Source organism: uncultured Methylibium sp. (assembly GCF_902826655.1).
GTDB lineage: Bacteria > Pseudomonadota > Gammaproteobacteria > Burkholderiales > Burkholderiaceae_C > Methylibium.
Genome location: NZ_CADEFR010000036.1, coordinates 1 through 24,183 on the forward strand (window position 1 = coordinate 1; position 24,183 = coordinate 24,183).

Below are 24,183 nucleotides of genomic sequence, written 5' to 3' on the forward strand. Positions count from 1 at the left end.
CGACACCTTCCGCGCCAGCGGCGCCGGCGGCCAGCACATCAACAAGACCGACTCGGCGGTGCGCCTGACGCACATCCCGACCGGCATCGTCGTGCAGTGCCAGAACGACCGCACGCAGCACCGCAACCGCGACGAGGCCTGGCAGATGCTGCGCTCGCGCCTGTACGAACACGAGATGCAGAAGCAGCGCGCCGCGCAGCAGAAGCTCGAGGACAGCAAGACCGACGTCGGCTGGGGCCACCAGATCCGCAGCTACGTGCTCGACCAGAGCCGCATCAAGGACCTGCGCACCAACGTCGAGATCTCCAACACCCAGAAGGTGCTGGACGGTGACCTGGACGCCTTCATCGAGGCGAGCCTGAAGCAGGGCGTCTGAACCGCAGACGCCCACCGACAAGACAGGAGACCAACCCATGCGTGAAGGCACCGCCCCGGTCGTGCGTCGCGAGGACTACACCGCGCCGGCCTACTGGATCCGCAGCGTCGACCTGACGTTCGACCTGGACCCGGCCAAGACCGTGGTCATCAACCGGATGCAGCTCGAGCGCAATGCCGGGCGCCCGGCCGAGCCGCTGCGCCTGGACGGCGAGGACCTGAACCTGACGCGCGTGCTGGTCAACGGCGAGAGCGTGAGCTTCCGCGTCGAAGGCAGCCAGCTGGTGCTGGACGCGGTGGCCGAGCTGCCGGCCGGGCCGTTCTCGCTCGAGATCCGCAACACCTGCGCGCCCGAGAAGAACACCCAGCTGTCGGGCCTGTACACCTCGGGGGGCGGCTTCTTCACGCAGTGCGAGGCGCAGGGCTTCCGGCGCATCACCTACTTCCTGGACCGGCCGGACGTGATGGCGGTTTACAAGGTGACGCTCAAGGGCGACGCGAAGAAGTATCCGGTGCTGCTGTCCAACGGCAACCTGGTCGAGCAGGGTCCGCTCGACAACGGGCGCCATTTCGCTACCTGGCACGACCCGCACCCCAAGCCCAGCTACCTGTTCGCGCTGGTGGCCGGCCAGCTGGTGGCGCGCGAGCAGAAGATCCGCAGCCGCGCCGGCCACGACCACCTGCTGCAGGTCTACGTGCGCGCCGGCGACCTGGACAAGACCGAGCACGCGATGAACTCGCTGATCGCGTCGGTGGCCTGGGACGAGGCGCGCTTCGGCCTGCCGCTGGACCTGGAGCGCTTCATGATCGTCGCGGTCAGCGACTTCAACATGGGCGCGATGGAGAACAAGGGCCTGAACCTGTTCAACACCAAGTTCGTGCTGGCGAGCCCCGCGACCGCGACCGACGTCGATTTCGAGGACATCGAGAGCGTCGTCGCGCACGAGTACTTCCACAACTGGACCGGCAACCGCGTGACCTGCCGCGACTGGTTCCAGCTGTCGCTGAAGGAAGGCCTCACGGTGTTCCGCGACCAGGAGTTCAGCATGGACATGGCGGGCGAGGCCTCGGCCCGCGCCGTCAAGCGCATCGAGAACGTGCGCCTGCTGCGCCAGGTCCAGTTCCCCGAGGACGCCGGTCCGATGGCGCACCCGGTGCGGCCCGACGCCTACCAGGCCATCGACAACTTCTACACCGCCACCGTCTACGAGAAGGGCGCCGAGGTCGTGCGCATGATGCACACGCTGGTCGGCCGCGAGGGCTTCGCGCGCGGCATGGCGCTGTACTTCGAGCGCCACGACGGCCAGGCCGTGACCTGCGACGACTTCGCCCAGGCCATCGCCGACGCCAACCCCGGCAGCGCGCTGGCGAGCCGGCTCGACACCTTCAAGCGCTGGTACGCGCAGGCCGGCACGCCGCGCCTCGCCGCGCGCGGCCGCTACGACGCGCCGAGCCGCAGCTACACGCTCGAGCTCGCGCAGCACGGCCTGCCGATGCCCGGCCAGCCCGACATGCAGCCCACCGTGCTGCCGGTCGCGATGGGGCTGGTGGCGATCGATGGCCGCGCACTGCCGCTGCAGCTGGAAGGCGAACCGGCCCCGGTGATGGACTCGACGACGGGCCTGCCGGCCCGGGACCGCGTGCTGGTGCTGGACACGGCACGCGAGTTCTACACCTTCGTCAACGTCGATGCCGAGCCGGTACCGTCGCTGCTGCGCGGCTTCTCGGCGCCGGTGGTGCTGGACGCGCACCTGTCCGACGCCCAGCTGCTGACGCTGCTGGCCCACGACAGCGATCCGTTCAACCGCTGGGAGGCCGGCCAGCAGCTCGCGCTGCAGCGCCTGCTGACGGCGCTGCGCCAGGGCGACGATCTGCGGCTCGACGCGCCCTTCATCGAGGCGATGCGCGCGCTGCTGCGCGACCCGTCGCTCGACGCCGCCTTCAAGAGCCTGGCGCTGACCCTGCCCAGCGAGACCTACGTCAGCGAGCAGCTCGGCCAGGACATCGACCCGCAGCGCGTGCATGCGCTGCGCGAAGCCATGAAGCGGCAGCTCGCCCGGGCCCTGCACGACGACTGGGCCTGGGCCTTCGAGGCCCACCAGCCCGCCGGCGGCTACACGCCGGATGCGCACAGCAGCGGCCAGCGCGCACTGGCCAACCTGGCGCTGGCGATGCTGGTCCTGGACGCCACGCACGGCGGCGACACCGTCTGGCCCGGTCGCGCCTACCAGCGCTTCAAGGACGCCGGCAACATGACCGACCGCTTCGGCGCGCTGTCGGCGCTGGTCAACGCCCACGCCGAGCTGGCGACGCCGGCGCTGGAGCGCTTTCATGCGATGTTCCGCGGCGAGGCGCTCGTCATCGACAAGTGGTTCGCGCTGCAGGCCGGCGCCAGCGAGCACGACGGCCTGGTGTTCGCACGCGCCAAGGCGCTGCTGGGCCACAAGGACTTCTCGCTGCGCAACCCGAACCGCGCGCGCAGCCTGCTGGCGATGCTGTGCCTCAGCAACCCCGCCGCCTTCCACCGCGCCGACGCGGCCGGCTACGTGTTCTGGGCCGACCGCGTGATCGAGCTCGACGCCATCAACCCGCAGCTGGCCTCGCGCCTGGCGCGGGCGCTGGACCGCTGGCGCGTGCTGGCCGAGCCCTACCGCAGCGCAGCGCGCGAGGCGATCGCCCGCGTCGCCTCTCGACCCGAGTTGTCCGACGACACGCGCGAGATCGTCACGCGCGCGTTGCAGGATTGAGCCTCGAACCCTTCAGCAGGAGACCCATCGCCATGGCCAGCAAGAAGAAGAACGCCTTCTACGCCCAGTCGGGCGGCGTGACCGCGGTCATCAACGCCTCGGCCTGCGGCGTGATCGAGACCGCCCGCAAGCACAAGGACCGGATCGGCAAGGTCTACGCCGGCCGCAACGGCATCATCGGCGCGCTGACCGAGGACCTGATCGACACCGGCAAGGAGTCGGCGAGCGCGATCGCGGCCCTGCGCAGCACGCCGTCGGGCGCCTTCGGCTCGTGCCGCTACAAGCTCAAGTCGCTGGAGGCCAACCGCCGCGAGTACGAGCGCCTGATCGAGGTCTTCAAGGCCCACGACATCGGCTACTTCTTCTACAACGGCGGCGGCGACTCGGCCGACACCTGCTACAAGATCAGCCAGCTGTCCGAGGCGATGGGTTACCCGATCCAGGCGATCCACGTGCCCAAGACGGTGGACAACGACCTGCCGATCACCGACTGCTGCCCGGGCTTCGGCTCGGTGGCCAAGTACATCGCGGTGTCGACGCTGGAAGCCAGCTTCGACGTCCGCTCGATGGCCCTGACCTCGACCAAGGTCTTCGTCATCGAGGTGATGGGCCGGCACGCTGGCTGGATCGCCGCGGCCGGCGGCCTGGTCGAGGACCACGGCATCCCGGTCGTCGTGCTGTTCCCGGAGATCGAGTTCGACGAGAAGAAGTTCATCGCCCGGGTCGATGCGCTGGTCAGGCAGCACGGCTACTGCTCGGTGGTCGTGTCCGAGGGCTGCCACTACCCCGACGGCCGCTTCCTTGCCGAGCAGGGCAGCAAGGACGCCTTCGGTCACGCGCAGCTCGGCGGCGCCGCGCCGGTGGTCGCCAACATGATCAAGCAGGCGCTCGGCCACAAGTTCCACTGGGCGGTGGCCGACTACCTGCAGCGCGCTGCGCGCCACGTCGCGTCGAAGACCGACGTCAAGCAGGCCTACGAGCTGGGCAAGAAGGCCGTCGAGCTGGCGCTCAAGGGCGAGAACGCGGTGATGCCGACGGTGGATCGCCTGTCCGACGCGCCGTACAAGTACCGCATCGGCGTCGCGCCGCTGTCCAAGGTCGCCAACGTCGAGAAGTTCATGCCGCGCGACTTCATCACCAAGGACGGCTTCGGCATCACCGACAAGTGCAAGCGCTACCTGCGCCCACTGATCCAGGGCGAGGACTACCCGAAGTACGGCCGCGACGGCCTGCCGGTCTACGCGACGCTGAAGAACGTCGCGGTCGCCAAGAAGTTGCCGCCCTTTGCGATGAAGTGACCCGCGCCCGGACCGGCGACCCCGGTCCGGCGGCGAGCGGCGGCTATACTTCGCGCCTCGCCGGTGTAGCTCAGTTGGTAGAGCAGCGCATTCGTAATGCGAAGGTCGGGAGTTCGACTCTCTTCACCGGCACCAGTATTTGACATTCTGCAGGGGGTCAAGGCTTCACTGAAGTTGACCCACTTTCGCGGACACCTTACCGTGACCAAGGAAGGAGTCCGAGATGCCCAAGACCAAGCCGCCGTAAGCGGAGGCATTCAAGCAGCAGATCGTCGAACTGCACATGGCCGGTCGCACGCCGACCGAGCTGTAGCGAGAGTTCGGCGTCAGCGCGCAGAGCATCACCGCGTGGGTGGCGCGCGCCGCGGCCGATGCCAGCAAGCCCATGCGCGGCAAGGACGTGCTGACGAGCGTCGAGCGCGAGGAACTCGCCCGATTGCGACGACGCGTGCGCCAACTCGAACAGGAGCGCGACATCTTGGCAAAGGCTACGGCCTAGTTCGCCGGCAAGGACGGCAAGACGTCCGTCGGGTCTACGAACTCGTGAACGCGAACCAGGCCGACACCGAGGTCGCCACGATGTGCCGTGTGCTGGGCGTGTCCACCAGCGGCTACGACGCGTGGTGTGATCGCGCGCCGAGCGCTCACGCCCTGGCCGACGCGGTGCTCACCCAGCGCATCCGTGCCGTGCACGCCGATTCACACGACACCTACGGCATGCCGCGCGTACGCGCTGAGCTCATCGACCAAGGTGCCGTCGTCAGTCGCAAGCGCGTGGCGCGCCTCATGAGAAGCCACGGCATCCGCGGCATCAGCCGACGCCGCGGCTTCAAGGTTGCGACCCGCCGCAGCAGCAACGGCACCAGGGCGCCCGACCTCGTGCAGCGCAAGTTCGAAGCCGACGGTGCGAACCAGTTGTGGGTGGCCGACATGACCTACGTGCCCACCTGGGCCGGGTTCATCTACCGGCTGTCGTGCTCGACGCGTGGAGCCGGCGCGTGGTGGGCTGGGCCATCGGCGAGACGATGGCCGCCGAACTGGTGCTCAGTGCCTTGAACATGGCGCTGCAGCAGCGCAGACCCGAAGGCGTGATCCACCACAGCGACCAGGGCAGCCAGTACGCCAGCATCGCCTTCGGCGAGCGCTGCAAGAAGATGGGCGTGCGCCCGTCGATGGGCAGCGTGGGCGACGCCTACGACAACGCGATGGCCGAGAGCTTCTTCGCCAGCCTCGAGCGCGAGCTGATCGACCGCAAGAGCTGGCAGACAAAGACCGAAGCGCGCCTGGCGCTGTTCACCTAGATCGAGGGTTGGTACAACCCGCGCCGGCGGCACAGCGCATTGAACTACCTGTCGCCGATGAACTACGAGACCAAGCACATCGACCCATCACCATCGCCGCGCGGTGAACACGGGTACCCACCGTTGGCGCCTGCGTGGCATGCGCCACGCCGCCGGCGGCCAACCCTGCGCCCGCGCACTTCGAAAGGGCTGAAGACCTCAGCCCGTACCCCTCCGCGAGAGGGAGCCAACTCCAGTCCCTTGAACTGGTGAGACATGTGCGCGCTCGTTAGGCGACACTCTGGCCGACGGGCGCTGAACAGCCCGGGCCTCTACGAGGGAGATTCCATGCGTGCATCTGCTGCTATCGGCTTGGCCGTGTCGGTCCTGTTGACCGCCTGCGCCGGCAAACTCGACTACGTCCGGCCGTCACACTACACCGTGCCGACTAACACCAAAGTGATCGAGCGGCCGCGTGACGCCGTCTGGAACACCAGCGTGCCTGAGCTCGGCAAGCAGTTCTTCGTGATCAACAACCTGGACAAGAGTTCAGGCCTCATCAACATCAGCTACAGCGGCGACCCGGAGCGCTACATCGACTGTGGCCGCATCATCAGCTACGTGAAGAACGCGCGCGGCGAGCGCACCTATGATTTCGCAGGGTCGCGCGCTCAGATGAACTACGAAGTCATGGACCCCGGCAACGGACTGTTCTTCCTCGACCGACGCATGTCACTGGAAGGCCGCGTCAACCTGGTCTTTGAAGAGGTGTCGCCCACCCATACACGCGTCACAGCTAACACGCGCTATGTCGTCCAGCGCAACACGACGATACGGAACATCAGCAACCAGCAGACGACTCAGTCGCACAGTGTCTCGTTCAACACGGGCGGCTTCGGTGAATTTCCGTCGAACCCGCAGGGCACTCCGACATGCGTGCCAACGGGGGCGCTGGAACGCGACATCCTCAACGCGGTTCGCTGAGCGTGCAGCCCTGATTCCAAAGTTTGGCGATCACAAAATTTTGTCGAGTCGATGTGGGGAGCGCCCGCTCCTCGCCCACGCTACGAAAGCCACCCCGTCAAGGGAGCACAGAACGCACGGCCGCTGGCATCGGTGGCGCGCGCCGCCCCTGCGGGCACGCGCCGCCGCGCCGCGCCACCGCGCCGCCACGACAGCATGCGTGTGTAGGTGAACTGACCCGGGGCAGGGTGGGCCGAGGGGCACATCGACCCTTCAATGCTCTTGGTGCGGTTGACACTGCAACGGCAGGTGGTCATGCAGGGCTTGGCAGATTGAAGTTTCCGCAAAGGTCTGTTGCACTGCCCCGATGCGCTCAGATAGCATGGCATCGCCGAGCATTCAATGACACAGTTCCCGCCAATGGCCTGTTGTTGGCAAGGCAGTTGACCGTGAAGGCTCGCAGCTTTTGCCTATGAAAGTCGCCGGTAGGCGCCGGTGTAGCTCAGTTGGTAGAGCAGCGCATTCGTAATGCGAAGGTCGGGAGTTCGACTCTCTTCACCGGCACCACCTTCTTCCCCTCGTTCACAGCAGCTCCCGCACCAGCGCCAGCATCCGCCGGCGCAGGGCGGCATCCGGCAGGCGCCCGCGGCCGGCGGCCATGTTCTGCACCATGTGCGCCGGGTTGCTGGTCGCCGGGATCGCGCAGGTCACGGCCGGATGGCCGATCACCCACTTCAGCAGGAACGCGGCCCAGTGGTCGCAGTCGATCTCGCGCGCCCAGGGCGGCAGCGGCTTGCCGGCCAGCCGGTCGGGCAGCACGCCGGCATCGAAGGGCCGGTTGATCACCACGGCCAGGCCGCGCGCCGCGGCCTCGTCGAGCAGCGGCTCGGCGCTGGTGTCGGCCATGTTGTAGGTCAGCTGGATCGCGTCGAGCGGCTCGCGCCGCATCAGCGCCAGCATCTCGTCGTGCCGGCGGCCGTGCGAGGTGGTGATGCCGATGTAGCGGACCTCGCCGCGCTCGCGCGCTGCGCGCAGCGTCTTCAGGTGGCCGTCGGTGTTGAGCAGGTTGTGCACCTGCTGCAGGTCCAGCCGCGGCAGCTTCCACAGCGCCAGCGAGTCGGCGTGCTGGCGGCGGCCGGTCGCGTCGAAGGGCGTCCAGACCTTGGTCGCGGCGAAGAGCTTGCCGCCGCGCACGCGCGGCAGCAGCTCGCCGACGACCTTCTCGGCGCGACCGTACATCGGTGAGGAGTCGATGACGCCGCCGCCGGCATCGAAGAAGGCCTGCAGCACGCGCTCGCGCTGCGCCGTCTCGGCCGGCGCGCCACCGACGTCGAAGGTGAGCCAGGTGCCCATGCCGATGGCCGGGATGCGCTCGCCGCTGCGGCCGAAGGCGCGCAGGATCGCGGGCCCGGGTGCCGGCTGCGCGGCCGCGCCGCGCCAGGCGAGCGATGCCGCCAGCGAGGTCCCGACGAAGCGCCTGCGGTCCATGCCGGGCAGCTTAGCGCCGGGCGCAAACTCAAGGAGCGCGCGCGGTCATGGGAAGAGCAGCCGCACCAGCCACAGGCTCAGCGCCGGAAACGCCAGCAGCAGCAGCACGCGGATCGCGTCGCTGGCCAGGAAGGGCAGCACGCCCTTGTAGGTCTCGGCCATGGGCACGTCCTTCGCGATGCTGTTCACGACGTAGACGTTCAGGCCGACCGGTGGCGCGATGAGGCCGATCTCCACCACCATCAGCACCAGGATGCCGAACCAGATCGCCTTCTCCTGCGGCCCCAGGCCCCACAGGTCCAGGCCCATGATGGCCGGGAACAGCACGGGAATGGTCAGCAGGATCATCGACAGCTCGTCCATCACGCAGCCGAGGATGACGTAGAAGACCAGCACCGCGCCGACGATCGCGAGCGGCGCGACCTGCAGCGTGCCCACCCACTCCGCCAGGCGCGCCGGCAGCTGGGTGAGCGTGAGCGCCGAGTTGATCATGTCGGCGCCGAGGAAGATCATGAAGACCATCGCCGAGGTCTCGGCCGCGCCGAGGAAGCTGCGCCTGATGCCCTCGACGCCGAGCTCGCGTCCCGCCAGGCCTGCGACCAAGGTGCCGAGCGCGCCGACCGCCGCGCCCTCGGTGGGCGTGAACACGCCGCCGTAGATGCCGCCGAAGACGACGACGAAGATCAGCGCGATCGGCCACACGCGCAGCAGCGCGCGCCAGCGCGCCGGCCAGGGCAGCGGCTCGGCCGGCGCCGCCAGGCCGGGACGAAAGCGGCACACCAGCGCGATCACGACGAGGTAGCCGGCCATCGCCAGCAGGCCCGGCACCAGCGCCGCGGCAAACAGCTTGGCGATGTTCTGCTCGGTGAGGATCGCGTACACGACCAGCGGCACCGACGGCGGGATCAGGATGCCCAGCGTGCCGCCGGTCGCCAGCACCGCGGTCGAGAGTCGCCCGTGGTAGCCGTGCGCCTTCATCTCGGGGTAGGCGACCTGCGCGATCGTCGCCGAGGTCGCGACCGACGATCCGCAGACCGCGCCGAAGGCCGCGGCCGCCAGCACCGCCGCCATCGCCAGCCCGCCGCGCACGTGGCCGACGAAGGCCGCCGCAGCCTGGAACAGCGCCTTGCTCAGCCCGCCCTGGGTCGCGAACTGACCCATCAGCAGGAACAGCGGGATCACCGACAGGTCGTAGACCGACAGCCGCGCGACGGCCGATCCCTTGAGCATGTTCAGCAAGGCCACGTCGTTGGTCAGCGCCCAGTAGCCGACCGCGCCGGGAATGAACATCGCCGCCGCGATGGGCACGCGCAGGGCCATCAGCACGAGCATCGCGCCGAACATCGACACGCCGACCATCGTGCCGCTGCTCATGCGGACGTGCGCCCCGAGAAGTGCGCCGCCGCCTGCGCCAGGGCGATCGACATCGCCAGCGCCAGGCCCGGGGCCAGCACGGCGTAGCTGATCCACATCGGCAGGTCGAGGATCATCGTCGTCTCGCCGGCAGCGCGGACCGACACGGCGCCGACCGCCGTGCGCCACGCCAGCAGGCCCATCATCACGGCCACCAGCAGGCAGCCCAGGCCGTCGAGTCGCCGCAGCGTGCGCGGCGCGGCCTTCTGGGTGAAGAAGTCGACGATGATGTTGCCGCCGTGCAGCTGGCACCACGGCAGGCACAGCGAGATGCACAGCGCGACGCCGAACTGCGTCAGCTCGACGTCGCCGGCGATCGGCCGCGACGCCAGCGAACGACCGGCGATGCTGGCCACCGTGAGCAGCGCCACCGCACAGCCGACCGCGCCGCCCAGCAGCGCGAAGGCCGCCGCGATGCGGCCCAGGAACTTCACTTGGCGTACTTCTGCAGCAGCTGGCGCGCGTCCTGCAGCATCTGCCTGCCCGGCAGCCCGGCCTTGTCCATGTTGGCGACCCACTCGTCGTAGAGCGGTGCCGAGGCCTTGACCCACAGGTCGGTCTCGGCCGAGGGCAGCGTGTAGAAGGTGTTGTTGCGGTCGACCGCGGGCTTGCGCCCCACCGCCTGGCTCTCGTCCCAGATCTTGCCGGCCTGGGCCGACAGTCCCGCGCCGCTGTGCTTGTCGATGATCGCCTTCAGGTCGGCGGGCAGGCCGTCGTAGCGCGCCTGGTTCATCGCCAGGATGAAGGTCGCCGAGTACAGCGCCGGATGCTTCGCGTCGGTCTCGGTGTGGTACTTGACCATCTCATGCAGCTTCACCGAGGGGATCACTTCCCAGGGCAGCAGGAAGCCGTCGATCACGCCCTTGCTCACGGCCTCGGGCACGGCCGGGAGCGGCATCGCGACCGGCGTGGCGCCCAGCGCGGCCAGCAGCTTGTTGGTCATGCGCGTGGGCGCGCGCAGCTTCATGCCCTTGAGGTCGGCCAGTGCCTTGACCTGCTTGTCGCGCGTGTGGAGGTAGCCCTCGTCGTGCACGCTGAACATCAGCGGCTTGATGCCGGCGAACTCCTTCGTGCCGTACTTGCCGTAGAAGTCCCAGGCGGCCCTGGCGGCGGCCTCGGCCGAGTTGGTCAGGAAGGGCAGCTCGAAGACCTCCATCACCGGGAAGCGCCCCGCGGTGTAGCCGGGCAGCGTGAAGGCGATGTCGACCACGCCGTCCTTGGCCTGGTCGATCAGCTGGCTGGGCGTGCCGCCGAGCTGCATCGCCGGGAACACCTGGCACTTCATGCGGCCGCCGGAGTCGGCGGCGATGCGCTCGCACCAGGGCGCGAGGATCTTGGTCGGCGGCATCGCCTGCGGCGGCCAGAAGTGATGGACCTTGAGGGTCACGTCCTGGGCGAAGGCGGTGCCGGCCAGCAGCGGCAGGGCCAGAGCGGCGCAGCCGCGCCGCAAGGCGATCAGGTTCATGGCGGTCTCCGTCGGAGGGCGATCGGCCACCGGCCGTCGCGGTACGGACATGATGGCAGCGCGCTCCTGCGGCCGACGACGGGGTTTTCACCCCGGCCGCGGCCGCTGTGCGATAGCCGCGCGCGCCCTGCGGGCCGCGTGTCGTCAGCCGCCGTTCAGGCGGCGGGCGGGACTTGCAGCTGCGCGCCCAGGCGCTCGGTCAGGCGCTGCACGTTGGTGGTCGAGATCACGTGCGCGTACAGCAGCCCGAGCACGCCGTTGCGCAGGAACTCGATCGCCACGGCCTCCGGCAGGTCCTTGAGCTTGGCCTCGTCGATCATCTGCACGCCGTCGGCGCTGAGCTTGCTGCCGTCGGCCAGCGTGACGTCGATCTGCACCGACTTCAGCAGGTCCAGCTCGACCAGCCGCGCACACAGCGCGCGCGTGCGCTGCAGGTCCTGCTCGAAGGCATCCAGGAACTGCAGCGTGTCCTTCAGGAAGGGCGTCGCTTCGCCGTCGTCCTGGATCAGGCGCTCGCCCTCGGTGTCGTTGAAGGCTTCGCAGGCGGCATCGACGATCACCGCCGGGCGGCCCTCGCCGTCGCTGGCATAGGCGAAGGGGTAGCGACGCACGAAGGCCGGCACGTAGCGCGCGTCCCAGCGGCCGTCGGCGTCGACGAACAGGTTCTCCTGCGCGCGCAGGCCCAGCAGCGCCACGGCACTGACCTCCAGCGGCCCCGGCGTGCCCGCTGCGCGCGACGGCACGAAGCCGATCACGTACTCCTTGGCGACGTCGGCGAACTCGCTCGCGGTGACGAGGCAGGCGTTCATCTGCGCCGCCGCCCGCGAGCCGGCGATCTTCTTCAGGCGCTTGCCGAGGTGCAGCTTGCGGTCCAGCGGCACGGGCTGGCGATACAGGGCGGTGAAACTCATGAATCCATTCCGGGAAGGGAGCCGGTGAGGGTCTCGGGATCGTCAAGCCGGCTCACCAGCACCTTGTCGACCCGCTTGCCGTCGAGGTCGACGACTTCGAAACGCCAGCCGCCCCATTCCACCACGTCGGCGGTCTGCGGCAGCCGTCCCAGCAGCAGCATGGTCATGCCGGCCAGGGTGTTGTAGCGGCCCCGGTCCTCGTCCGGGAGCTCCTTCAGGCCCAGCCGGTCCTTCAGCTCGGGCACCGGGATCAGCCCGTCGATCAGCCAGGAGCCGTCCTCGCGCCGCACGGCCCAGGAGTCCTCGGCGCTGGGCGTCGTGAACTCGCCGGTGATGGCCTCCAGCACGTCGCGCAGCGTGATCACGCCCTGCACCTCGCCGTACTCGTCGACCACGAACACCATCTGCGTCACCGAGCCGCGGAACTGCTCGAGGAGCTCCATGCCGGTCAGCGTCTCGGGCACGAACACCGGCGGCTGCAGGGCCTCGGTCAGCGTGAGCGGCCGCCCGCTGGTGACCTGCTGCAGCAGGTGCTGCGTGCCGACCACGCCCAGCACCTCGTCGAGCCCGCCGCGACACACCGGGTAGCGCGAATGGTCGTGCGCGGCGATGACCTTCAGCGCCTCGTCGGCCGGCGCGGTGGCGTCGAGCCAGGCGATCTCGCCGCGCGGAATCATCATCGAGCCGACCTGGCGCTCGTCGAGCCGGAACACGTTGCGCACCATCTGGTGCTCGTGGGCCTCGATCACGCCGGCGTCGAGGCCCTCTTCCAGGCTCGCGGCGATCTCCTCTTCGGTCACCGCCCGGTTGGGCCCGTCGCGCAGACCGACGAGGCCGAGCATCGCCCCGGTGCTGGCCGACAGCAGCTTGACGAAGGGCCCCGCCACCACGCTGAGCGCGCGCATCGGCAGCGCCACCATCCGGGCGACCGCCTCCGGGAACATCTGCCCGATGCGCTTGGGCACGAGTTCGCCGAACACGATGGTGAGGAAGGTGATGATGATCACCACGCCGGCCAGCGACCCGAAGTCGGCGATGCGCTGCGGCACCGCGAACTGCGCCTCCAGCCAGTCGGCCAGCGGGGCCGAGAACGCCGCCTCGCCGACGATGCCGTTCAGGATGCCGATCGAGGTGATGCCGATCTGCACCGTGGACAGGAACTGCGTGGGGTTCTCGTGCAGTTCCATCGCCGCGCGGGCCCCGGCGTCGCCGGTCTCGGCCATGACCTGCAAGCGCGCCTTGCGACTGGCGGCCAGCGCCATCTCGGACATGGCGAACACGCCGTTGACCAGGATCAGGAAAGCGAGCAGCAGAACGTCCATGCCGGCGTGCACCGACCGTTCGGGCACGGGTTGCGGGCGGGCCGCGGGGCGTTGAGGGTAGCAGAATCACCTGCATGAACTACCTCATCGGCGACCTGCAGGGCTGCTGCGACGCGCTCGAGCGCCTGCTCGCCGAGATCGGCTTCTCGCCCTCGCGCGACCGGCTCTACGTGCTGGGCGACCTGGTCAATCGCGGCCCCGCGTCGCTGGCGGTGCTGGAGCGGCTGGCCGGCCTGGGCGATGCCGCCACCTGCCTGCTCGGCAACCACGACCTGCACCTGCTGGCCGTCGCCCACGGCGTGCGGCGCGCGCACCGCAACGACACGCTGGACGAGATCCTGGCATCGCCGCGGCGCGAGGCCTGGCTCGACTGGGTGCGCACGCGCAAGCTCGCGGTGCACGAGCACGGCTGGCTGATGGTGCACGCGGGCGTCGCGCCGCAATGGGACCTGGCGCTGACGCTGGACCTCGCGACCGAGCTCGAGGCTGCGTTCGCGGGTCCGGACCTGCGCGACTTCCTGCAGGTGATGTACGGCAACGAGCCGGCCCGCTGGAGCCCCGGCCTGCGCGGCCACGACCGGCTGCGCTTCGCGGTCAATGCGCTGACGCGCATCCGCTTCGTCGACGCCGGCGGCACGCTGGACTTCAAGCTCAAGGAAGGCGCCGACACCGCGCCCGAGGGCCTCGTGCCCTGGTTCGACGCCCCGGGGCGGCGCACCGCCGGCGTGCCGATCGCCTTCGGGCACTGGTCGACGCTGGGGCTGGTCGAGCGCCCCGACCTGCTGGCGATCGACACCGGCTGCGTCTGGGGCGGCGCGCTGACGGCCGTGCGCATCGACGGCGGCCGGCGCGAGGTGAGCCAGGTCGCCTGCGATCAGGCCCAGGCGCCGGGCTGAGGACGGCTCGGAACCACGCGCGACTTAGAATTCGGACGCCACGGAGGCGTGGCCGAGCGGTCTAAGGCAGCAGTCTTGAAAACTGCCGAAGGGGCAACCCTTCCGTGAGTTCGAATCTCACCGCCTCCGCCGCCCGGACGGGACGATGCGCCGGCTCAACGCTTGCGGAAGAACGCGTCCTGGAGGTCGCCGGGCAAGGTGTCCAGCGGCGTCTCGCTGACGCGCAAGCCGCGCATCAGGTCGAAGGACGACGCCAGCCAGCCGCCTTCTTCGTCGGCATCGGGGTCGCCGCCCGTGCCGGAGGGGCCGGTCAGGTCGACATCGACGTTGCGCATGGACGCCACCGGCTGCAAGGGCCGCAGCGGGCGGATGATGAAGCGATGGGGCTTGGTTCCGAACGACGCCATATGCGCCTCCGTCTCGCGGCGAGGAGGGGCAGTAAGACTAGCCTACTGCCCCTTCGCCGACCAGCCCCGGCCCCTAGTTCGTGGCCGGACCCCTGGGGTCAGGGGATGTAGTTGAGTCCTTCCGGCAACGGCCCGGCGATCGGCACCTCGAAGATCGGGCCGCCCGGGCCGTCGGGGTCGATCACCAGCGCGCCGTTCGACGCGAAGAAGGCCGCGATCTGGCTCTGCGCACCGACCGCGAACGGCGCCGCCGCCGCGACGCCGATGTTGGTCAGGAAGGTGTGCGGGTTCTTCGGGATCGCGCCGCCGGTCGCGGCATAGGCCAGGTCGTTGCGGAAATAGGTCGCCCGGTCGGTCAGGTCGCCGGCGCGCAGGATCGCGCTGCTGGTCGGGTTGGGCACCGTCTGGTCGCCCTTGGCGAACTGGAAGATCACCGGCTTGGGCGCGTTGCCCCGCAGCGGCTGCTTGCGGATCAGCGCGGCGTACGAGACCGGATTGCCCGACTGCTGCACCCACTCGTTGCGGTCCAGCAGGCGCTGGATCGCCATCGCGCCGGCCACGGTGTTGGTGACGGGAGGCGCGTCGCGCAGCGGGATGTTCTCGTTGAAGACGATGCCGCTGGGGTCGGCCACGTTGATCAGCGACGGCAGGCGCGTGGCCAGCGCGATGCCGGTCAGCGGCCGGAAGGCGCCGAGCCGCGCCACCTCGGTGATCGACCCGCCCGGCACGTTGGGCACGCCGGCGCGCAGGTTGGACTCGACGCCCAGGAAGATCGTGCCGTAGATGCCGCCGAAGGACTGGCCGGCGTAGTAGATGCGGCCCGCGTCGAGGTCGACGCTGCCGTCGGCATCGACGTCGATGCCGACCTCGATCTGTCGCACCAGCTGCATCAGGTCGACCACCGTCTGGCGCAGGCCGTCGCGGCTGCCGATGATGCTGCGCGGCGCTGCGGCGTTGACGCCTTCGGTCGAGTCGATCGCGCCGTTGCCGTCCTGGTCGAAGCCGCGGCCGCCGGCCGGGACCACCACCGGCGCCCCGCCCGCCGGCAGCACGTTGAGCGTGCCCAGCGCGCCGCCGCCGTGGCCGACGACGTTGATCGACACCGTCGCGATGCCCTGCGAGGCCAGCACCGAGGCCACGGTCCAGGGCGCGCCGTACATGCTGTCGGTGAAACCGTGGCCGAAGATCGCGACCGGCCAGCCGCCGGCCGGCTTGGCGCCCGCCGGCAGGAACATCTGCACCGTCAGCTGGTTGCTGCCCTGCGGCTGCGGCTGCCCGCTCAGCGTCCCGGTGGCCGGGATGTACTTGCCCGCGGTCTGGTAGTCGGGCGAGGTGTAGCGGCCGTAGGCGATCCGGCCCACCGAGCCGGCCACGACGTTCAGTGCCGGCGTCGGCAGGAAGGACGTCGTGAAGGCCGGCGCCGCACCCGTCTGGCGGCTGAACTGGATGCCCAGCAGCGCGCCCGGCGCGAACACCGCGCGCACCGGGCCGGCGGCCGAGTTGCCGATGACGAAGTCGACCGGCGCGGGCTTGCTGCGCTTGATCTGGTTGCGGATCTTCTCGAGGTCGGCGCTCGCGCTCTGGGTCGTGAACAGGCTCAGCGCGACGATGCGCTGCTTGGTGGCCCGCGCCGCGTGCTCGCCGTCGAGCAGCGACTTGCGGTAGTCGGCGAGGTCGCGGTCGCGCGACTGGCCGTAGTTGAAGTCATGGCGGAAGCGGCCGTACGCGCCCGACTCGATCGGCCGGCCCTGGGCGTCGCGCACGCCGTTGGTCACCACCAGCACGTAGCGCGAGTGTTCCTCCAGCAGCTCGTCGGACTCGACGGCCAGCGTCTTGCTCGCCGGGTCCCACACGACCTGGTTGATGCCGACCTTCTGGCCGAAGCCCTGGCCGGTCAGCGTGTCGCCCAGGTTGACCAGCCACACCGTGTCGCTGGTGACCGAGGCCGGGTCGATGTCGCCGCTGAAGGGCACGGTGATGCGCGGCTGCGTGTTGAAGCCGTCGAGCGTGTTGATCACGTCGATGTCGGCGCAGTCCGAGGGGAAGGCCGCGCAGTCCGGCTTGGGCAGCTTGACGCGCTTGAGCGTCTTCTGCGTCCAGTCCCACTGCGTGTAGCGGTCGCTCGGGAAGGGCGCACCGGACGGGTCGGACAGGTCGAAGCGCACGTGCACGCCCGATCCGCCGTCCTGCGGCTTGCTGCCGCCTGCCCCTGCGCCGTTGGCGAGTGCAAGGCCCGGGGCCAGCGCCAGCGCGATCAGCGCCGACACCCCGCGTACCGGAAAGAGACGACGAACGGAAAGGATGGACCGCATGCTTGTCTCCAGATGCTCGTTGTGATGGCAAACACCGCCGCCCGGATCGTGCCCAGGCGCTGGAGACATTCTGATGAAGGCGCACGCCGGCGACCCCTGAGACTTCCCCTGTCTCTCAGGCGACAGGCGCCGTGCGGCGCCGCAGCAAGCGGCGGGCGCCGCTCAGGCCGTGCAGGTGCGGTTCTTGCCGGTCCGCTTGGCCTCGTACAGCGCCTCGTCGGCGCGTTCCAGCGCCTGCTCGAGGCGCTCGCCGGCGCGGTAGGGCGTGACGCCAGCCGAGAAGGTGACGAAGACCTGGCCCTGCTCGTCGCTCATGAAGAGCTCCGCGCTCAGCGTGCGCTGCACGCGCGTCAGCACCTGCTGGGCCTCGGCCGCGGCCGTGGCCGGCAGCAGCACGACGAACTCCTCGCCGCCGTAGCGCGCCAGCGTGTCGCCGGGTCGCAGGGCCTGCTGCACGCGCTGCGTCAGGAACTGCAGCGCGGCGTCGCCGCTGGCGTGGCCCAGGCGGTCGTTGAGCTTCTTGAAATTGTCGAGGTCGATCAGCGCCACCGCCAGCCCCGGGCTGCCGTCCTGCAGCGCGCGCGCGGTCTTGGCGCTCTCGGTCTCGAAGGACTGCATCAGCCCGCGGCGGTTGGCCACCTGGGTCAGGGGGTCGGTCGAGACCTCGTTCGACAGGCGGCGGATCTCGGCCTCGAGCTCGACCACGCGCGTCTGCATCGTGCTGGCGCGCTCGTGCTCGGCGGCGAGCCGCGCCTGGGTCTGGCTCACGCCCTCGTGCACCGCACGGCTCTCGGTCACCATCTCGCGGACCGTGCCGGCCAGGCTCTCCAGCGAGTCGGCCTGGTCGATCGCCTCGGCGTAGCCGTCCAGGCGGTCGGAGAAGCGACCGGTCTGCGCGCCCAGCGCGGCGATCTCGTCGAGCATCTGGTGGATCGAGTCCTTGAGCGCCTCGCGCGCCGCGCCGCGCTCGGCGCGCAGGCGGTGCTGGCGCTCTCGCGTGCTGGCCAGCAGCTGGCTGACCGAGCGCACGCCGCGCGCCGTCAGGCCGGCGTCGCTGTCGAACAGCTGGTCGCGCATCACGGTGCACTGGCCCTGCACCCAGGAGTCGTCCTCGGCCAGGTCGGCCAGGCCCTCGGTCAGCTCGTGGCACAGGCTGCCCAGCTGGGCCAGCAGGTGGTGGCGATGCTGCAGCACGCGCCGCGCCTCGGCGCAGGCCGCGGTGATGGCTTCGGCGACGTGCTGCGGCCCTTCGGGCAGCAGTCGCGCCTGCAGAGCCGCCAGGCGCTCGGCGACCTCGCGGCCGCGCGGCTCGCCGACCGGCAGCGCCGCCTGCACGGTGATGCCCAGCTCGCCGGCGATCTGCGGCCAGCTGTCGTCCTCGTCGGCCGACGCCGGCACGGGGGCCGGCGCGACCGGCGTCTCGGCGGCCGACGCGGGCGGGCTGCCCGCGGGCTCCAGCGCGTCCAGCGGCGCCAGGTCGCTGGGGGCCTCGCCCGGCGCGTCGCTGTCCCAGCTGGCGACCAGCTGGCCCAACCGCTGCTGCAGGCGCCGGGCGTCGCTGCGGCTGCCGCTCAGCACGCGCTGCAGGCTGTCCTTCTTGCGCGCGGCGGTCCACTGGCGCCCGCCGCGTTCGATGCCGCGCAGCGTGCGCTCGATCAGCGCGGCCCAGGCCTCGCCGTCGTGCGACGCCGCAGCCTCGGCCGGCGCGGCCGCGGCCGACGGCGCCGGGCCGCCTTCGGCCTGGTAGGCCCGCGCGAAGTTCTCGGGGGTCGGCTCCTGGCGCTGCATCGCCAGCCGGCGCAGCGCCGCCTTGGCCAGCTGGGCCGGCGCCGTCGAGGCCGGCGATGTGGGTTCGACGCCGCGCGCGGCGGCCTCCTTGCTCACGGCGGGGACCCTGGCGTCAGCCGGACGGCGGCAGGTTGCCCAGCGCGCGCGGTCCGCGCGAGGCCTGCGGGTCGACGACGTCGGCCTCCTCGACCTGGCCGATCCACGGCGCCTTGCGCGGCAGCACGGTCTGCGACAGCCACTGCTCCAGCTCGTCGGGCGGCAGCGCCTTGCTGAACAGGAAGCCCTGCATCGTGCTGCAGCCCAGGCGGTGCAGCACCTCCATCTGGCGCAGGTTCTCGACGCCCTCGGCGATCACGCGGATGCCCAGCGAGCGCGCCAGCGCGATGATGGCGGCGACCACCGCCGAGCTCTGCAGCGTGACGCCGAGGTCGCGCACGAAGCTGCGGTCGATCTTCAGCTCGCTGATCGGCAGCGTCGTCAGGTAGGCCAGCGACGAGTAGCCGGTACCGAAGTCGTCGATCGAGATCTCGACGCCGATCTCGTTGAGCCGGTGCAGCGCCGGGATCACGTTCTGCAGGTCCTTCATCAGGCCCGTCTCGGTGATCTCGAGCTCGATGCAGCGGTGCGAGATGCCGTGCGAGGCCGCGGCCTGCTGCAGGTGCGCGACCAGGTCGGTGCGCTCGAACAGCCGGCTCGGCAGGTTGACGGCGATCGAGGTCTCGATGCCGTGCTGCTGCTGCCACAGCGCCGCCTGGCGCGTGGCCTCGCGGATCGCCCACTCGCTCATCGGCACGATCAGGCCGGTTTCCTCGGCCAGCGGGATGAAGTCGCCGGGCGGCACCAGCTTGTCGCCGCGCCGCCAGCGCATCAGCGCCTCGGCACCGATCATGCGGGCGCTGCGCACGTCGATCTTGGGCTGGTAGTGCAGCACCAGCTCCTCGCGCTCGATGGCCTTGTGCAGCGCGCTTTCCAGTTCCAGCTTCTCGCGGCCCTTGCCGGCCAGGTGCGGGCGGTACAGCGACGCGGCATTGCGCCCCGCCGCCTTGGCCGAGTACATCGCCACGTCGGCGTTGCGCAGCACGTCGGCCACCGAGACGCCGTCGCGCGGGAACAGCGCGATGCCGACCGAGGCGGTGACGAAGCATTCCTGGCCGCCGACGAAGATCGGCTCGCGCATCACTTCCAGGATGCGCAGCGCGACGCGCTCGGCGTCCTGGTCGGTGCCGACCTCGGGCAGCAGCGCGACGAACTCGTCGCCGCCCAGCCGGCCCACGGCCTCGAGCGAGCGGTGGGCGCGCTGGCCGACGGACTCGATGCCGTGCTCGACCACCTGGTCGGAGTGCCGCACGCAGGAGCGCAGGCGCCGCGACACCTCCATCAGCAGCTCGTCGCCGGCGCCATGGCCCAGCGTGTCGTTGATGACCTTGAAGCGGTCCAGGTCGATCAGCAGCAGGCCGACCTGGTGGTTCAGGCGCTTGGCCTGCTCCATCGCGCGCTCGGCACGCCAGATCAGCTGGCGGCGATTGGGCAGGCCGGTCAGCGCGTCGAAGTTGGCCAGGTGGCGGATCTTGTCCTCGGCCTGGCGCCGGTCGGTCACGTCCTGGACGATGCCGGTGTAGCCGATCAGCTGGCCCTGCTCGCTGAACTCGGGCTCGGCCTCGACGTGGACGACGCGCTGGCGGCCGTCGAGCAGCTGCACCGGGAAGTCGGTCGCCAGCACGGTATTGCGCTCGAGCGTCTCGCGCAGCAGCGCCATGCAGCCGCGCCGGTGGTCGACCGGCACCATGCGCATCACGTCGCGCAGGCCCATCCGGTCGCCCGGCCCGAGCCCGAAGACGCGCAGCGCCTCGACCGAGAACAGCAGGTCGCTGCGGCCGCGCCACCAGTCGAAGCTGCCCATGCGCGCCAGGTCCTGGGCGCGGGCGAGCTTGGACTTGCTGCGCTCCAGCTCCAGGCGCGTGCGCGACGAGCGCAGCAGGTAGCGCAGCCGGCCGGCCAGCAGGCTCCATTGCGTGGACTTGACGAAGAAGTCGGTCGCGCCGGCCTCGTAGGCGCGCGTGATCGAGGCGTCGTCGTCCAGGCCGGTCAGCATCAGCACGGGCATCGACTCGAAGCCCGGCAGCGAGCGCAGCTCGCGGCAGGTCGCGAAGCCGTCCATGCCCGGCATCAGCGCGTCGAGCACGATCACGTCCGGCGACCAGTCGGCCAGCAGCCGGATCGCGCGGTCGCCGCTGGTGGCCTCGGTGATCGCGAAGCCGCGCTCGCGCAGGGCGATCGAGGTCAGCAGCAGGTTCACCTCGTCGTCGTCGACGAGCAGCACCCGCGGGCTGTGCAGCGCGTCGTCGGCGGCGGGGTCGGCACCGGGATTCATGACAGGGCTCGTACGTTTCGACAGGTCAGGCACTGCTGAGCAGCGCGCGCAGGTTCTCGCGCACGATGGCGATCTCGTCGCGCAGCGACGCGACGTGCGGACCCAGGGCCTGCACGTCGTTGCTGCGGATCATGCCTTCGATGTCGGCACACAGGGCCGACAACTTGAGCGCGCCGATGCTGGCGGACGAGGATTTCAGCGTGTGCGCCACGTGGCGCACGCCGTCCAGGTCGCCGCCGGCATGGGCGGCATCGAGCTGCGGCAGCAGGCGGCCGGTCGAGCTGTCGAAGGCCTGGGCCACGCGCTCGAGCAGGTGGTTGGCGCCGGTCGGGTCGAGGTCGCGCAGGCGCTGCAGCGCCTCGCTGTCGAGCGCACTGGCCGGCGGCGATGCGGGCGACGCGGCGGGCGCGGCGGCAGGAGTGCCGGCGGCCGAGGCCGGTCCGGGGTTCAGGCGGTCGGACAACATATGCAGCAGCTGGCTCTGGCGGAAGGGTTTGGAAAGGTAGTCGTCGAATCCGAGGCCGAGGAAGCGCTCGCGGTCGCCCCCCAGCGCATTGGCCGTCACCGCCACCACCGGAGTATGCGGCGGCGTGACGAAGGCAAAGCGCTCGCCCGGCCCGCGGCGGAACCAGCCGAGCGCCTCGACGCCGTCCATGCCCGGCATCTGGATGTCCATCATCACCAGGTCGAAGCGCTGCTGGCACAGCGCCCGCAGGCCCTCCAGGGCTGACGAGGCGAGCTGCACGCGGCAGCCGAACTGGCGCAGCATCTGGGCGATCACTTCCTGGTTGACCGGGTTGTCCTCGACCACGAGGATGTGAGCGTCCATGCGCGGCGTCAAGCCGCCGACCGCAGGGCTGCCGCTGGACACGCCCAGGATGGCCTGGCGCAGTTCGGCCTGGCGCACCGGCTTGTGGACGAAGCGCTGGAAGCCGGCCGCCTGGGCCTTGCGGGCCTCGTCGGGCGCGCTCACCGAGGACAGCATGATCAGCTTGAGGTCGGCCTGGGCCGGGTCGGACGACAGCCGGCGCGCCAGCTGCAGGCCGTCCATGCGCGGCATCTCCATGTCGATCAGGGCGATGTCGAAGCGCCTGCCGGCCGCCTGCTCGGCCTGCAGGCGCTCGAGCGCGTCGACGCCGTCCAGCGCCGTCACCACCCCCATGCCCCAGTTGCCCAGCAGGTTGGCCAGCACCGTGCGGTTGGTCTCGTTGTCGTCGACCACCAGCACGCGCAGCCCCGGCAGCGGCGTCAGGTCGGCCGGCTGGGTCCCGAACTCCGCCTCGGCGGCGGCCAGCGGCAGGCGCACGCTGAAGGTCGAGCCCATGCCGGGCCGGCTCTCGACCGAGATCGTGCCGTCCATCAGCTCGACCAGCTGGCGCGAGATCGCCAGCCCGAGGCCGGTGCCGCCATAGTGCCGCGCCATGCCGCTGCTGGCCTGGGTGAAGGCGGTGAAGAGCCGCGGCAGCGCCTCGGCCGAGATGCCGATGCCGGTGTCGCGCACGCAGAACTCGACCCAGCGCGAAGGCTCGGGCTCCTCGCCCTCGGGCACCGCGCCGACGCGCCGCAGCTCGACGACGACCTCGCCGTGCTCGGTGAACTTGATCGCGTTGGCCACCAGGTTGGTCAGCACCTGGCGCAGGCGCAGCGCGTCGCCGTGCAGCACGCGCGGCAGGCCCGCCTGCTCGCGGAAGCTGAGCTCCAGGCCCTTCTCCTGCGCGCGCGGCGCCAGCAGCTCCAGCACGTCCTCGACCAGCGCGCGCGGCCGGAAGTCGGTCGGTGCCAGCTCCAGCTTGCCGGCTTCGATCTTCGAGAAGTCGAGGATGTCGTTGATGATGTCTAGCAGGCTCTCGCCCGAGCGGTAGACGGCCTGCGCAAAGCGCCGCTGGCGCGCGTCCAGCTCGGTGCCCAGCAGCAGCTCGGTCATGCCCAGCACGCCGTTCATCGGGGTGCGGATCTCGTGGCTCATCGTCGCCATGAACTGGCTCTTGGCCTGGCTCGCGGTCTCGGCCTTCAGCGCCATCGCCTGGGCGGCGGCGGTGGCCTGCTGCAGCTCGCCGGCGCCGGCCTCGAGGTCCTCGCGGTGCGTGCGCAGGCGCGCCAGCATGGCGTTGAAGGTCGTCGCCAGGCGCCCCAGGTCATCGGCCGAACTGACCTCGACCTCGTGCTCGAAGTCGTCGTCGGCCACCCGCAGCGCCGCCTCGCGCAGGCTCGCGATCTGCCGGTTGATGCGCTGCATCAGGTAGTTGGCGCCCAGCAGGCCCAGCGTCAGCATCAGCCCGGCCGTCGCCAGCAGCACCGTGAACAGCAGGCCGGCGATCCAGCGGCTGGCCTCGCCGAGCGTGGCCGAGAACGCATCCTCGAGCGGCAGGACGCGCTCGTGCACCTGGTCGATCTCGGCGGCCAGCATGGCGATGCGTGCCGGGTCGCCGCGGCCCTCGACCTCGGCGCGCAGGGCGTCGGCCAGGCCGCTCATCTCGCCGATCAGGCGATCGCCCTCGGCCCACAGCGTGATCGCGCGGTCGAGGTAGCTCAGGTCGCGGAAGGTGCGGAACAGCCAGATCAGGCTGTCGACGTCGTCCGGGTGGTTGCGCCCGGCCAGGAAACCGGCTCGCGCCACGCCCAGGTCGGGCGACGGCTTCTCCAGCTCGAGCCGCGCCTGCTTGTCGCCCTGGTTGACCAGCAGGGCGCGCTGGTAGGCCTGGAAATCCTCGGGAGCCCGCGTCTCGACGTAGCGCTTGAGGTGCTGCAGCGCGTCGCGGTGGGCCTTGGCCCAGTAGCCTTCGCCGGCCACGTAGGCGCGCACGCCCGAGTGGATGTCGGAGCTGATCTTGCCCAGCGCGACCAGGCCGACCACGACCACCACGAACAGCACGACGATCAGCGCCAGCTTGCGCGCCACCGCCATGTCACGCAGCGCGGCGCCGCGCGGCAGCATCTGCGGCTGCGCGGGCACCGGGTCGGGCCCGTGGGCGCTCATCGGCTCACCTGGCGCCGGCCGGCTCGCCATGGCGCCGCCCTGCCCTCGAAAGACGGCATGCGGGCCGTCTGCGGAACAACCGGGACCTGACGATGCATGGCAGCAAGTGTGGCGCAGCCCGCCTGCCTTCGCCAAGCGCTGCCTCGACCCCCCGTGAAGGATGTCGGCCG

16 protein-coding genes, 3 tRNA genes and 1 pseudogene are annotated in these 24,183 nt (G+C 70.5%); 9 read left to right on the forward strand and 11 right to left on the reverse strand.

Features of this window, described 5'->3' with window-relative positions:
- The 7 genes and pseudogenes from QZV97_RS14085 to QZV97_RS14115 all read left to right on the forward strand — a co-directional run.
- On the forward strand, window positions 1-376 hold a 376-nt coding region (locus QZV97_RS14085), incomplete at its 5' end, for a peptide chain release factor-like protein (protein WP_295643250.1).
- Between the two features lie 37 nt (window positions 377-413).
- Window positions 414-3,122: an aminopeptidase N gene (gene pepN / locus QZV97_RS14090; RefSeq protein ID WP_295643253.1), complete on the forward strand. Its 2,709-nt coding sequence runs from the start codon at window positions 414-416 to the stop codon at window positions 3,120-3,122.
- Between the two features lie 32 nt (window positions 3,123-3,154).
- A complete protein-coding gene (locus QZV97_RS14095; protein WP_295643256.1) occupies window positions 3,155-4,420 on the forward strand; it encodes a 6-phosphofructokinase in 1,266 nt (421 codons plus the stop codon).
- A gap of 59 nt (window positions 4,421-4,479) precedes the next feature.
- A tRNA-Thr gene (locus QZV97_RS14100) sits at window positions 4,480-4,555 on the forward strand.
- Window positions 4,556-4,703: 148 nt separating this feature from the next.
- A pseudogene (locus QZV97_RS14105) lies at window positions 4,704-5,802 on the forward strand (IS3 family transposase); the annotation flags it as partial.
- 246 nt (window positions 5,803-6,048) lie between these two features.
- Window positions 6,049-6,684 carry a hypothetical protein gene (locus tag QZV97_RS14110; protein ID WP_295643259.1) on the forward strand — a complete coding sequence of 212 codons (636 nt, stop codon included), beginning with the start codon at window positions 6,049-6,051 and terminating at the stop codon, window positions 6,682-6,684.
- Window positions 6,685-7,154: 470 nt separating this feature from the next.
- Window positions 7,155-7,230: transfer RNA gene (locus QZV97_RS14115), tRNA-Thr, on the forward strand.
- A 15-nt stretch (window positions 7,231-7,245) separates the two neighbouring features.
- Here the strand turns inward: QZV97_RS14115 and QZV97_RS14120 are convergent.
- From QZV97_RS14120 to QZV97_RS14145, 6 genes are all read right to left on the reverse strand, one after another.
- A complete protein-coding gene (locus QZV97_RS14120; RefSeq protein WP_295643262.1) occupies window positions 7,246-8,151 on the reverse strand; it encodes an aldo/keto reductase in 906 nt (301 codons plus the stop codon).
- Window positions 8,152-8,196: 45 nt separating this feature from the next.
- Window positions 8,197-9,525 (reverse strand): TRAP transporter large permease, encoded by a 1,329-nt coding sequence (locus QZV97_RS14125; RefSeq protein WP_295643265.1) that lies wholly within the window; start codon window positions 9,523-9,525, stop codon window positions 8,197-8,199.
- Window positions 9,522-9,998 carry a TRAP transporter small permease gene (locus tag QZV97_RS14130; protein WP_295643268.1) on the reverse strand — a complete coding sequence of 159 codons (477 nt, stop codon included), beginning with the start codon at window positions 9,996-9,998 and terminating at the stop codon, window positions 9,522-9,524. The genes QZV97_RS14125 and QZV97_RS14130 overlap by 4 nt, the downstream gene beginning before the upstream one ends.
- On the reverse strand, window positions 9,995-11,029 hold the full coding sequence (locus QZV97_RS14135) for a TRAP transporter substrate-binding protein (RefSeq protein WP_295643271.1): 1,035 nt from the start codon (window positions 11,027-11,029) through the stop codon (window positions 9,995-9,997). Before QZV97_RS14135 ends, QZV97_RS14130 begins: the two co-directional genes overlap by 4 nt.
- A gap of 155 nt (window positions 11,030-11,184) precedes the next feature.
- The gene (locus QZV97_RS14140; RefSeq protein WP_295643274.1) at window positions 11,185-11,940 is read right to left on the reverse strand and encodes a SapC family protein; all 756 of its coding nucleotides are present in this window, start codon (window positions 11,938-11,940) and stop codon (window positions 11,185-11,187) included.
- On the reverse strand, window positions 11,937-13,262 hold the full coding sequence (locus QZV97_RS14145) for a hemolysin family protein (RefSeq protein ID WP_295643277.1): 1,326 nt from the start codon (window positions 13,260-13,262) through the stop codon (window positions 11,937-11,939). The genes QZV97_RS14140 and QZV97_RS14145 overlap by 4 nt, the downstream gene beginning before the upstream one ends.
- Before the next feature lie 74 nt (window positions 13,263-13,336).
- Here QZV97_RS14145 and QZV97_RS14150 point away from each other — a divergent pair, with 74 nt between their 5' ends.
- Window positions 13,337-14,158, forward strand: a complete 822-nt coding sequence (locus QZV97_RS14150) for a symmetrical bis(5'-nucleosyl)-tetraphosphatase (protein ID WP_295643280.1) — start codon at window positions 13,337-13,339, stop codon at window positions 14,156-14,158.
- 42 nt (window positions 14,159-14,200) lie between these two features.
- A tRNA-Ser gene (locus tag QZV97_RS14155) sits at window positions 14,201-14,287 on the forward strand.
- Between the two features lie 26 nt (window positions 14,288-14,313).
- Here QZV97_RS14155 and QZV97_RS14160 read toward each other — a convergent pair.
- The 5 genes from QZV97_RS14160 to QZV97_RS14180 all read right to left on the reverse strand — a co-directional run bounded on the left by QZV97_RS14160 (window position 14,314) and on the right by QZV97_RS14180 (window position 24,013).
- Entirely contained in the window at window positions 14,314-14,565 is a 252-nt protein-coding gene (locus tag QZV97_RS14160) for a hypothetical protein (RefSeq protein WP_295643283.1), read from the reverse strand.
- 98 nt (window positions 14,566-14,663) lie between these two features.
- Window positions 14,664-16,877, reverse strand: a complete 2,214-nt coding sequence (locus QZV97_RS14165) for an Ig-like domain-containing protein (RefSeq protein ID WP_295643286.1) — start codon at window positions 16,875-16,877, stop codon at window positions 14,664-14,666.
- A 162-nt stretch (window positions 16,878-17,039) separates the two neighbouring features.
- Window positions 17,040-18,761, reverse strand: coding sequence for a GGDEF domain-containing protein (locus QZV97_RS14170; protein WP_295643289.1), 1,722 nt, complete (start codon window positions 18,759-18,761; stop codon window positions 17,040-17,042).
- 16 nt (window positions 18,762-18,777) lie between these two features.
- Entirely contained in the window at window positions 18,778-21,036 is a 2,259-nt protein-coding gene (locus tag QZV97_RS14175) for an EAL domain-containing protein (RefSeq protein ID WP_295643292.1), read from the reverse strand.
- 25 nt (window positions 21,037-21,061) lie between these two features.
- Window positions 21,062-24,013 carry a response regulator gene (locus QZV97_RS14180; protein ID WP_295643295.1) on the reverse strand — a complete coding sequence of 984 codons (2,952 nt, stop codon included), beginning with the start codon at window positions 24,011-24,013 and terminating at the stop codon, window positions 21,062-21,064.
- Between the last annotated feature and the right edge of the window lie 170 nt (window positions 24,014-24,183).